The 11,342-nt window shown below is 67.6% G+C and carries 12 protein-coding genes; all 12 read left to right on the top strand.

Going from position 1 to position 11,342, the window contains the following annotated elements; genetic code table 11:
• Positions 1 to 171 precede the first annotated feature (171 nt).
• The 12 genes from AC1DVU_RS15525 to AC1DVU_RS15470 all read left to right on the top strand — a co-directional run bounded on the left by AC1DVU_RS15525 (position 172) and on the right by AC1DVU_RS15470 (position 11,246).
• Positions 172 to 888, top strand: coding sequence for a sirohydrochlorin chelatase (locus AC1DVU_RS15525; protein WP_476923350.1), 717 nt, complete (start codon positions 172 to 174; stop codon positions 886 to 888).
• Between the two features lie 69 nt (positions 889 to 957).
• Positions 958 to 3,405 (top strand): DNA translocase FtsK, encoded by a 2,448-nt coding sequence (locus AC1DVU_RS15520; protein WP_476923349.1) that lies wholly within the window; start codon positions 958 to 960, stop codon positions 3,403 to 3,405.
• 4 nt (positions 3,406 to 3,409) lie between these two features.
• Positions 3,410 to 3,847 carry a hypothetical protein gene (locus tag AC1DVU_RS15515; RefSeq protein ID WP_476923348.1) on the top strand — a complete coding sequence of 146 codons (438 nt, stop codon included), beginning with the start codon at positions 3,410 to 3,412 and terminating at the stop codon, positions 3,845 to 3,847.
• A 30-nt stretch (positions 3,848 to 3,877) separates the two neighbouring features.
• On the top strand, positions 3,878 to 4,501 hold the full coding sequence (gene pgsA, locus AC1DVU_RS15510) for a CDP-diacylglycerol--glycerol-3-phosphate 3-phosphatidyltransferase (RefSeq protein WP_476923347.1): 624 nt from the start codon (positions 3,878 to 3,880) through the stop codon (positions 4,499 to 4,501).
• On the top strand, positions 4,498 to 4,986 hold the full coding sequence (locus AC1DVU_RS15505) for a CinA family protein (protein ID WP_476923346.1): 489 nt from the start codon (positions 4,498 to 4,500) through the stop codon (positions 4,984 to 4,986). The genes pgsA and AC1DVU_RS15505 overlap by 4 nt, the downstream gene beginning before the upstream one ends.
• 33 nt (positions 4,987 to 5,019) lie before the next feature.
• Entirely contained in the window at positions 5,020 to 5,334 is a 315-nt protein-coding gene (locus AC1DVU_RS15500) for a helix-turn-helix domain-containing protein (RefSeq protein ID WP_149689563.1), read from the top strand.
• Between the two features lie 2 nt (positions 5,335 to 5,336).
• A complete protein-coding gene (locus AC1DVU_RS15495) occupies positions 5,337 to 5,531 on the top strand; it encodes a DUF3046 domain-containing protein (RefSeq protein ID WP_476923345.1) in 195 nt (64 codons plus the stop codon).
• Positions 5,532 to 5,671: 140 nt separating this feature from the next.
• Positions 5,672 to 6,964 (top strand): ABC transporter substrate-binding protein, encoded by a 1,293-nt coding sequence (locus tag AC1DVU_RS15490; protein WP_476923344.1) that lies wholly within the window; start codon positions 5,672 to 5,674, stop codon positions 6,962 to 6,964.
• A gap of 128 nt (positions 6,965 to 7,092) precedes the next feature.
• Complete coding sequence (locus AC1DVU_RS15485; protein WP_476923343.1) at positions 7,093 to 8,004, top strand: carbohydrate ABC transporter permease; 912 nt, start codon at positions 7,093 to 7,095, stop codon at positions 8,002 to 8,004.
• A gap of 1 nt (position 8,005) precedes the next feature.
• Positions 8,006 to 8,827, top strand: a complete 822-nt coding sequence (locus AC1DVU_RS15480) for a carbohydrate ABC transporter permease (protein WP_476923342.1) — start codon at positions 8,006 to 8,008, stop codon at positions 8,825 to 8,827.
• Positions 8,824 to 10,185, top strand: coding sequence for a GH1 family beta-glucosidase (locus AC1DVU_RS15475; RefSeq protein ID WP_476923341.1), 1,362 nt, complete (start codon positions 8,824 to 8,826; stop codon positions 10,183 to 10,185). The genes AC1DVU_RS15480 and AC1DVU_RS15475 overlap by 4 nt, the downstream gene beginning before the upstream one ends.
• Positions 10,182 to 11,246: a LacI family DNA-binding transcriptional regulator gene (locus tag AC1DVU_RS15470; RefSeq protein WP_476923340.1), complete on the top strand. Its 1,065-nt coding sequence runs from the start codon at positions 10,182 to 10,184 to the stop codon at positions 11,244 to 11,246. Before AC1DVU_RS15475 ends, AC1DVU_RS15470 begins: the two co-directional genes overlap by 4 nt.
• Positions 11,247 to 11,342: the final 96 nt, after the last annotated feature.

The following is an 11,342-nucleotide window of genomic DNA, read 5'->3' as shown; positions in this document are numbered from 1 at the left end:
GAGGTGAAGCATGAGACGCGCTGACACCTCGAGATCGCCCCGAAGAAGTCCCCAGGCCGCAGATTCGGGAGCCTCCGCCGTTCACGCAACGGCGGAGGCGTACCGACTCACCTCGCCCCCGACCGTGAACATTTCGGGCTTCCCGGTCGGTCGGACCCAAGGGCGACGCCCGTGAACCGCACTTTGATCGTGTGCGCTCACGGAGCAGAGAGCTCGCGCGGCCGCAGCGCACTGGCCGGCCTGGTCAACGCGGTGCGGCGTGAGGCGCAGGACCTCGATGTGGTCGACGCATTCGTCGACGTGCAGGAGCCGACCATCGCGGAGGTCGTGGCGGAGACCTCCGGGCCTCGGGCGCTCGTGCCGCTCATGCTGTCGTACGACAAGCCGGTCAGCGTCGACATCGTGCAGGCGTCGCACCTCGACCCCGCCGTCACGGTGACGCCGCCGCTCGGGCCGGACTGGGTGCTTGCGGAGATCGGTGTGCGGCGGCTGTTCGAGGCCGGAGCGCGCTCCCACGACACGATCGTGCTCGCCGCCGACGTGGCGACAGACGATCGTGCCGTCGCCGACATCGGCAAGGCTGCGCGGCTGCTCAGCGCGGTGTGGGGCGGGCGGGTTCATGTCGGGACGCTCGGGGGCCCCGACACACCCCTCGCCGACGCCGTCGACGTCGCGCGGGCGTACGGCCAACGGGTCGTGGTGTCGACCTACCTGCTGACTCCTGGCGACGTGCACGACCACATCGCCGCCGCGGGCGCCGATGTCGTCACCGAGCCGTTCCTCGACGGGGGACCCCCGGATGCCCGGATCGTGAGTCTCGTGCTCGCCCGTGCGCGATCCCGCGGCGCATGGATGCCTGTTGGCGACCCCGGCCTCGCGCACCAGTAGCCCCACGCGTCACGGGATTTCAGGCGTGGCCTCCGGCGAAACCTTCGACCTGTGCTTTAACCTTTGACCATGGCGACCCGAACGTCTTCCCCGCCGCGCAAGCGGCCGTCCGGCAGCCAGGCCCGCAAGAAGCCCGCCACGAAGCGTAAGCCGCAGACCCGCAAGCCTGCAGCCCGCCGACCGCCGGCTCGCACGGGACCTGGTCCGATTGCTGCTGTCTTCAACGCGCTGCTGCGCGGGTCGACGGCCATGTGGCTCGGCATCGCCGGGCTGGTGGGTGCGATCGCCCGCAGCATCGGTCACAGCGCCAAGGACCTCGACCCCGAGCAACGCCGCGACGGCGTCGGCTTCGGCATCCTGGGCCTGGCAGTCATCGTCGCGGCATCCGTCTGGGGAGACATCCCCGGTGCGCTCGGCGGCGCGGTCCGCGCTGCAACGACGGGCACGGTGGGCGTCCTCGCCGGTGCGGTGCCGCTCCTGCTGATCGTCATCGCCTGGCGCACCCTGCGTCATCCTGACCTCAACGGCCCGGCCGGTCGCCAGGCCATCGGCTGGATCTCGATCTGCGGCGGCATCCTCGGCCTCGTGCACCTGTCGCACGGCGTCCCGCGCTACAGCGACAAGGATCCGGACGCGATGCGCGCCGCCGGCGGCGCGATCGGCTTCCTGTTCTCCGCGATCCCGGTGGACCTGCTCAAGAGCTCCTACGCCGTGGCGCCCCTCCTGGTCCTCCTGGTCGTCTTCGGCCTGCTCATCGTGACCAGCACGCCTGTCTACGCCGTGCCCTCACGCCTGCGCGAGGTGCGGGACAAGGCCCTCGGCCGCAACAAGGACGAAGCCCCCGAGGCGGAGCCCAAGAAGCGCAAGCACCCGCGCACGGCCGTCGTCACCGACGACGAACCGTACGAGAATCCGCTGGTCGACGGGCCCGACGAGGACCGTCAGATCCCCGCGCGGGTGTTCGACGAGGACGACGAAGAGCCGAGCGCTGTCGAACGTCCCCCCATCGAGCCGATCCCCGCACGCGCCGAGCAGCTGGCGTTGTCCGGCGACGTCGTCTATTCGCTGCCCGACAGCACGATGCTGCGCGAGGGATCGCCGCACAAGGCGCGCTCCAAGGCGTCCGACGAGGTCGTGGAGCGCCTCACCGAGGTGCTCGAGCAGTTCCAGATCGACGCCACCGTCACGGGCTACACGCGTGGCCCGACCGTGACCCGCTATGAGGTCGAGCTCGGCCCCGCGGTCAAGGTCGAGAAGGTCACCGCGCTGTCCAAGAACATCTCGTACGCCGTGGCGTCCAACGAGGTCCGCATCCTCTCGCCGATCCCGGGCAAGTCCGCGATCGGCGTCGAGATCCCCAACATCGACAAGGAGATGGTGTCGCTCGGCGACGTCCTCCGGTCGGCCAAGGCCCGCAGCGACCACCACCCGATGGTCATCGGGCTGGGCAAGGACGTCGAGGGCGGCTACGTCGTCGCCAACCTTGCCAAGATGCCGCACCTGCTCGTCGCAGGCGCCACGGGCTCGGGCAAGTCGTCGTTCGTCAACTCGATGATCGCCTCGATCCTCATGCGCTCGACGCCTGAAGAGGTCCGCATGATCATGGTCGACCCCAAGCGGGTCGAGCTCACGGCGTACGAAGGCGTCCCGCACCTCATCACGCCGATCATCACGAGCCCCAAGAAGGCTGCCGAGGCGCTGCAGTGGGTCGTGCGCGAGATGGACATGCGCTACGACGACCTGGCCAACTTCGGCTATCGCCACATCGACGACTTCAACAAGGCCGTCCGGGCCGGCAAGATCCGCCTCCCCGCTGGCAGCGAGCGCATCCTGGCTCCTTACCCCTACCTGCTGGTCGTGGTGGATGAGCTCGCCGACCTCATGATGGTGGCTCCGCGAGATGTCGAGGACTCGATCGTCCGCATCACCCAGCTCGCGCGTGCTGCCGGCATCCACCTCGTGCTCGCCACGCAGCGGCCCTCGGTCGATGTCGTCACCGGCCTGATCAAGGCCAACGTGCCGAGCCGTCTGGCATTCGCGACCTCGTCGGTCACCGACAGCCGCGTCATCCTCGACCAGCCCGGCGCCGAGAAGCTCGTGGGTCAGGGCGATGGCCTGTTCCTGCCGATGGGCGCCAACAAGTCGATGCGTATGCAGGGCGCCTGGATCACCGAGGCCGAGATCCACACGATCGTCGAGCACTGCAAGACCCAGCTCCAGCCGGTCTACCGCGAGGACGTCACGGCGCCCGCGGCGGCCAAGCGCGAGCTCGACGACGACATCGGCGACGACATGGACCTCGTGCTGCAGGCGATCGAGCTGTGCGTCACGACCCAGTTCGGCTCGACCTCGATGCTGCAGCGCAAGCTGCGCGTCGGGTTCGCCAAGGCCGGTCGCCTGATGGACATCCTCGAGAGCCGCGGCATCGTCGGCCCCAGCGAGGGGTCCAAGGCGCGCGACGTGCTGGTCAAGGCCGACGACCTCGAGCAGGTCCTCGCCAGCATCCAGAGCGGCTAGTTCGATGCCCGAGCCGTTCGAGATCCGCCGGCGTACCAGCCTCTACCTGCTGCTGGCGGCCGCCTGCTTCGGGCTGGCCGCGGGCTACGGATGGCTGGCGTTCGACCGCGACAGGCCACTCCTGTGGGTCCTGACGGGCGCGCTCGGTCTGCTCGGCCTGATTCACCTGCGTGGCCTGCGAGACGCTCGCACGCCGTTGTTCGTCGCTGACGACCACGGCGTACGCATGAAGGCCCGCGAAGGCTGGGTCGGGCTGCTGTGGAGCGAGATGGGCGAGATCCGGGTCGAGCGGCGCATCGGCATCCGCTACGACCCGCGCGTCAAGGTCGTGAGCCGGGACGGCACCAAGTTCTACACCGCTCCGCTCGGCCTTGCGACGAACGTCTCACCGGGCGAGGCCGAGGTCCAGTTGGCGCGGCGACGCTCCGCTGCCGCATACTGAGTCGTTGGTTCAAGCCACCGAGAGGGACTCATGGCAGCGGCACAAGAGCCGAGCAACCTGAACATCGCTAACGCACTGACGGTGCTGCGCATCCTCGGTGTCCCGGTCTTCGGCTGGCTCCTTTTGAAGGACGGCGGCGAGTCGGTGGACTACCGGATCGCGGCCTGGGTGACGTTCTGCCTGCTGATGGTCACCGACAAGATCGACGGCGACCTGGCCCGCAAGCACAACCTCATCACCAACTTCGGCAAGCTCGCGGACCCGATCGCCGACAAGGCATTGACCGGTATGGCGTTCGTCGGCATCGCGATCATCCACCCGATCTTCTGGCCCGTCGCGATCATCATCCTGGTCCGCGAGTGGGGCATCACGCTGATGCGCTTCGTCGTCAAGAAGCACGGCGTCATGCCGGCCGGCCAGGGCGGCAAGATCAAGACGGTGCTGCAGGCCGTGGCGATCGGGGGATACCTGTTGCCGTTCGACCTGTGGAACAACGCGCCGAGCGACTGGAAGGACACCCCGAGCGACATCATGATCTGGGTGACCAACATCGTCATGGCCGCAGCGCTCGCGATCACGCTCAGCACCGGGGTGCAGTACGTCCGCGACGCGCGGTTGATGCGGCGCGAGTCCAAGGCCGCGGCAGGCCAGTGACGCTGGCTGCCGACGTCGTCGACGCCCTGAGGGCAGCCAACGCAACGGTGGCCACGGCCGAGTCGCTCACCGGCGGGCTGCTGTGCGCGACCCTGGTCAGCGTGAGTGGCGCCTCGGACGTCGTGCGGGGCGGCGTCGTGGCGTACGCGCCGGAGCTCAAGACCGAGCTCCTCGGCGTCGACGCGGACCTCATCGCCGAGCAGGGGACCGTGACGCCTGAGGTGGCGCTCAGTATGGCCGTCGGAGCCCGCGATCGCCTCGGCGCGACATACGGCCTGTCGACCACCGGGGTTGCCGGACCCGGGCCGGCTGAGGGCCAGCCCGCGGGCACCGTGCACATCGCGGTGGCCGGACCGGACGAGACCTGGACGACCCGGCTCGAGCTCGCCGGAGACCGCGACACGATTCGAAGTCAGACGGTCGATGCGCTGTTGTCATGGCTGGTCGCTAGGCTGGGGGAAGAATCCCGATCCGATCGGGGTTGAACCCCATATGGCATGCCAGGACGGAGGGTCCCGATGACCGCGATGCGTCAGCTCGTCGGTGAGGTGCTCCGCGCGCGGCGCATGTCCCAGGGACTCACACTGCGCGACGTCTCGGGCAAGGCCCGGGTCAGCCTCGGCTACATTTCCGAGGTCGAGCGCGGCCAGAAGGAAGCCAGCTCCGAGCTGCTCGCGGCCCTCGCCGCTGCCCTCGAGGTGCCGCTCTCCAAGGTGCTGCTCGACGTCAGCTCGCTGCTCGAGGTCGAGGAAGCTGCCGAGGCGCAGATCGCGAGCATCTCGTCGATTGCCTCCACCGATTCCCTCGGTGACGTCTCGGCCTCGGCCGCCTGACCTTGAAGCACAGCGAGTTCTGGCTCCGCATGGAGCAGCAGTTCGGACACGGCTATGCCAAGGTGTGGGCCGAGAGCCACGTCATGCGCGAGCTCGACGGGCGCACCGCGATCGAGGCCCTGGAGGCGGGGGAGGGCCCCAAGACCGTCTGGCGCGCCGTCCACGCCAACCTGCAGCTCCCTGCGTCGGAGCGCTGAACACGCGGTTCACACGTTTCAATATGTGAATTCGGACAACAAATTTGGGAACGCTCCCAAAATCCATTGACTTCGGCCTGTGACCTACCTCATACTCCCATGGAAGCGCTCCCATCGAGGGAGCCGGAGGAAGGTACGACGTGAATCGCACACAGCGCATCGCCGCCGCCGCGGCCTCAGCCCTCGTGGTGGGAGTGCTCGCCGCCGGCTGCGGAGGATCCGACGACAAGGGCTCGGGCGACGAGAACGTGACCCTGCGGGTCAACCTGTTCGGTCAGTTCGGCTACAAGGACCTCTACAAGAAGTTCGAGGCCGACCACCCGGGCGTCAAGATCGTGGAGACCGCCGAAGGTGACCTCGGCAAGTACAACACCAAGCTCAGCCAGCAGATCGCGGCCAACGCATCAGCCGGCGACGTCGTGGCGATCGAAGAGGGCCAGACGGTCAACTTCTTGCAGATCGCCGACAAGTTCGTCAACCTCCAGGACCACGGCTACGACAAGCTCAAGGACGCCTACCTGCCCTACGTCGCCAACGCGGCGACCAGCGCCGATGGCAAGACCACGATCGGTCTCGGCACGGACGTCGGCGGACTCGCGATGTGCTACCGACGCGACCTGTTCGAGAAGGCCGGCCTGCCGAGCGACCGCGAAGAGGTCGGCAAGCTCTGGCCGACGTGGGACGACTTCATCGCGACGGGCGAGAAGTTCAACGACGGCATCAAGGACGACAAGGTCCACTTCATCGACGCCGCCACCAACGTCTACAACTCGATCCTGATGCAGGGTGGCGACGAGACGTACTTCGACCGTGACAACAATCTGGTCGTCGACTCCAACCCCGCTGTCAAGAACGCGTGGGACCTCGCCAACAAGATGATCGACGCGAAGCTCACCGCCAAGCTCCAGGCATTCTCCGACGAGTGGAACGCGGGCTTCAAGAACGGCTCGTTCGCGACCATCGCCTGCCCGGCCTGGATGACCGGCTACATCAAGGGTCAGGCCGGCGACACGTTCACCGGCAAGTGGGACATCGCCACTGTGCCCGGTGGTGGCGGCAACTGGGGCGGTTCGTGGCTCGCAGTGCCCAAGTCCAGCAAGCACCAGGACGTGGCCATCGAGCTGATCAAGTTCCTGTCGAGCGAAGAGGGTCAGATGGGCGCCTTCGAGAGCGAGGGCCGACTGCCGTCGCTGCCGGCGCTCTACGACACGCCGCAGCTCAAGGACGCCAAGAACCCGTACTTCAACGATGCGCCGATCGGCCAGCTGTTCGTGGCCGGTGCGAAGAACCTGAAGCCGGTCTACCTCGGCGCCAAGAACGTGCCCGTCCGTGACGCGTTCGAGAACGTGCTCCGCAGCGTCGAGAGCGGCGAGCGTTCCGAGTCGGACGGTTGGTCCGCTGCCATCAAGGCCTCTGAGAAGGCCGCCAAGTAGGCTCCGGCCGGCGCCCCGCCCGCGGGTGTGGCGCCGGCCGAGCACGACCAACCCGTACGACCCATGTCTCCGGTGCCTGCGCCTGTCCTCCAGCGGGCGCAGGCACCGGACCCACCAGGAGAGCTCACTTGAGGATTCGCGATCGGTTCGCCAAGACCGAGGCCCGCGTCGCCCCGTACGCCTTCGTTTCTCCCTTCTTCATCATCTTCGCGATCTTCGGGCTCTTCCCGTTGATCTACACCGCGTGGGTCTCCCTGCACGACTGGAGCCTGCTCGCCGGTGACCAGGGCTACGTCGGCTGGGCCAACTACCGCGAGCTGATGCACGACGCCGATTTCTGGCGGGCACTGACCAACACCGTCGGCATCTTCCTGCTGGCCACGATCCCGCAGCTGATCATCGCCACGGTGCTCGCCCAGGTCCTCAACGCCCGGCTACGCGCCCGCACGTTCTGGCGCATGGGTGTGCTGCTGCCCAACGTGACCTCAGTCGCCGCGGTCGGGATCATCTTCAGCCTGATCTTCGCCCGCGACTACGGCGTCGTGAACTGGGCGCTCGACGGCATCGGCCTCAGCCCGGTCGACTGGCAGGGCCACCGGTGGTCGTCCTGGCTCGCCATCTCGGTCATGGTCGACTGGCGCTGGACCGGGTACAACGCGCTGATCCTGCTCGCCTCGCTGCAGTCGGTGCCCAAGGAGCTCTACGAGGCGGCCCGCATCGACGGCGCCTCCGAGTGGCGTCAGTTCTGGTCCATCACGGTGCCGATGCTGCGGCCGACCATCATCTTCGTCTCGATCGTCGCCACGATCGGCGGCATCCAGCTCTTCACGGAGCCGCTGCTGTTCGGATCGGGTGTCAACGCGATCTCGGGTGGCACGACCGGTCAGTTCCAGACCGTGGCGATGTACCTCGTGCAGCAGGCCTTCACGGGACAGCGCTTCGGGTACGCCTCCACGGTCGCGTGGGTCCTGTTCCTCATCATCGCGGTATTCGCGGTGATCAACGTGGCGCTGCTGCGCCGGATCAAGTCGGTGGACTGACATGAAGACCAAGAACCCACTGCTCTATGTCGGCCTGATCGCGACGTTGATCTTCTCCGCCGGTCCGCTCTACTTCATGCTCGTCATGGCCTCGCGGGCGAACGATGAGATCGTGTCGTTGCCGCCGCCGTTCTGGCTCGGCGGCAACCTGGCCTCCAACGTCGACCGGGTCTTCGGCAACGAGGACGTGCTGTTCGGCCAGGCCCTCCTCAACAGCCTGATCGTCGCCACGGTTGCAACGGTGTGTGTCGTCCTGACGTCGTCGCTGGCCGGCTTCGCGTTCGCCAAGCTCAAGTTCCGCGGCCGCAACGCGATGCTGCTGTTCGTGATCGGCACGATGATGGTCCCGGTGCAGCTGGGCCTCATCCCGCTCTACATGCTGATGACCAAGCTGGGCCTCAACGGTGGTCTCGAGTCGGTGACCCTGCCGTTCGTCGTGGCCGGCTTCGGGGTCTTCATGATGCGGCAGTTCGCCGAGCAGGCGATCCCCGACGAGATGATCGAGGCTGCCCGCGTCGACGGCGCGTCGACGTTCCGGATCTTCTTCAGCATCGTGTTCCCTGCACTTCGACCGGCCGCGGCCGTGCTCGGCCTCCTGACGTTCATGGAGCGCTGGAACGACTTCCTGTGGCCGTTCCTCACGCTCGACGCCGAGCACCCCACCGTGCAGGTGGCGCTGTCCCGGCTGTCCAGCGGCTACTACTCCGACCAGTCGCTCATCATGGCCGGCACGTTCATCGGCACCCTGCCGCTGGTCGTGGTCTTCATCGTGTTCGGTCGCCAGATCATCGGCGGCATCATGGAAGGTGGACTCAAGGCATGACTCTCGACATCTCGGCATTCCCCGCGGACTTCTGCTGGGGCGCGGCGACCTCGTCGTATCAGATCGAGGGCGCCGTCGAGGAGGACGGGCGTACGCCCTCCATCTGGGACACGTTCGCGGCGACCCCTGGCCGGGTCGACCAGGGTGACACCGGAGCGGTGGCGGTCGATCACTATCACCGCTGGCGCGAGGACGTCGACCTGATGTCGGACCTGGGCCTCAATGCGTACCGGTTCTCGGTGGCGTGGCCACGGGTCCAACCGGACGGGATCGGCGCCGGCAACGCACCCGGCATCGCGTTCTACGACCGTCTCGTCGACGGGCTGCTCGAGAAGGGCATCACCCCGTGGACGACGCTCTACCACTGGGATCTGCCGGAGGCGCTCGAGCAGGCCGGCGGCTGGCCCGTGCGCGAAACCGCTGAGCGGTTCGCCGACTACACCGCGATCATCGCCGAAGCGCTGGGCGACCGGGTCAAGCACTGGATCACCCTGAACGAGCCGTGGTGCGCGGCGTTCCTCGGCTATGCGAGCGGCATCCATGCCCCAGGTCGTACGGACCCGGCCGATGCGGTCGCGGCATCGCACCACCTGATGCTGGGGCACGGCCTCGCCGTGCAGCGCCTGCGTGAGATCGTGCCGGACGCGGAGGTCGGCGTCACGGTCAACCTCTACCCGGTCACCCCGCTCGACGACTCCGGCCGCCACGACGACGCAGTCCGGCGCATCGACGGGCTGATGAACCGCTGGTTCCTCGATCCGCTGCTCAAGGGCAGCTATCCCAAGGACGTGCTGCACGACATGTCGGCGATCACCGACGCGGCATTCATCCTCGACGGCGACACCGATGTCATCGCGCAGCCACTCGACTTCCTCGGCGTCAACTACTACACCCGCCATGTCGTCGGGGCGGGCCTGTGGCCGGGGAGCGCGGACGTGCGGTTCCACCTGAACAACGGGCTGGAGACGACCGCGACGGGGTGGGACATCGACCCGCAGGGCCTCGTCGACATCCTGAGCCAGGTCCAGCGGGACTATCCCGCCACGCCGATCTATCTGACCGAGAACGGCGCGGCGTTCGACGACGTCGCGGTCGACGGCGTGGTGCACGATGCCAACCGCATCGAGTTCCTCGAGACGCACCTGGCGTCGTTGGCCACGCTGCGAGCCCAGGGCGTCGACATCCGCGGCTACTTCGCGTGGTCGCTCCTCGACAACTATGAGTGGTCCGAGGGATACGCCAAGCGGTTCGGCATCGTGCACGTCGACTACGAGACGCAGAAACGTACACCCAAGGACAGCGCGCATTGGTACGCCGACCTGATCAAACGCCATCGAGCCGCGACAATGGGCTCATGAACGCGCAAAGCGGTGGTGGGCAGCCGACGCTCGACCAGGTTGCCGCCCGGGCCGGTGTCGGCCGGGGCACGGCTTCGCGCGTCATCAACGGATCGCCCCAGGTCAGCGACCGCACCCGCGAGATGGTCATGAAGGCCGTCGAGGAGCTCGGCTATGTCCCCAACCAGGCGGCCAGGACGTTGGTCACCCGACGTACCGGAACGGTCGCGCTGGTCATCGCGGAGTCCGAGGAACGGATCTTCGGCGAGCCGTTCTTCGCCGGCGTGGTCAGGGGGATCTCGGCGGCGCTCAACGAGGCCTCGCGGCAGCTCGTGCTGTCGCTGGTGCACACCAACGACCAGGCACATCGGCTGGGCAGCTACCTCACGCGCCAGCACGTCGACGGTGTGCTGCTGCTGTCACTGCATGACGACGAGGCGTTCCCGGTCGATCTTGACGCGAGACGACTGCCCGTCGTGCTGGGCGGCAGGTCGGCGCACTGGTCCGGCTCGTTCGTCGACGTCGACAACATCGACGGTGCGCGCCAGGCCGTGGCGCACCTGGTCGAGACCGGTCGACGTACGATCGCGACGATCTCGGGTCCGCGCGCCATGGCCTCCGGCCGCGACAGGCTCGAAGGCTATGCCGCCGCACTGGCGGACGCCGGGCTGCCGTACGACGAGGAGCTCGTCGTCGAGGGCAGCTTCAGCGAGGTCAGCGGCCGAACCGGCATGGAGGAGCTGCTCTCGCGGAGGCCCGACATCGACGGGGTGTTCGCGGCCAGCGACCTGATGGCGATGGGCGCGATGCGGGCGTTGCGGGCCCAGGGCCGGAGCGTGCCACGCGACGTGGGCGTCATCGGGTTCGACGGGACCAAGGCTTCGGAGACGACCGAGCCGCCGTTGTCGACCGTGCGCCAGCCACTGGTCGAGCTGGGCCGAGGCATGGCCGAGATGCTGCTGCGGCACATCGACGCGTCGGATGCGACGGTCGAGGCCGAGATCCTGCCGATCGAGCTGATCGTGCGGGAGAGCACGGTCGAAGGGCTGCCGCCGACGGTCCCGGAGGACTGCTGCAAGTAGGTCTTCTGTCCGGCGTGTCGTGACGTGAGATCGAACAGACGTTCGGGTAATCTCGTGCACAGGTTGGACGTTCGAAGGACGACATCCACAGACGGG

This window comes from Aeromicrobium sp. P2_G6 (assembly GCF_056403535.1).
Note: the sequence above shows the minus strand (reverse complement) of the source record. Positions and strands in the feature narration are given on the sequence as shown.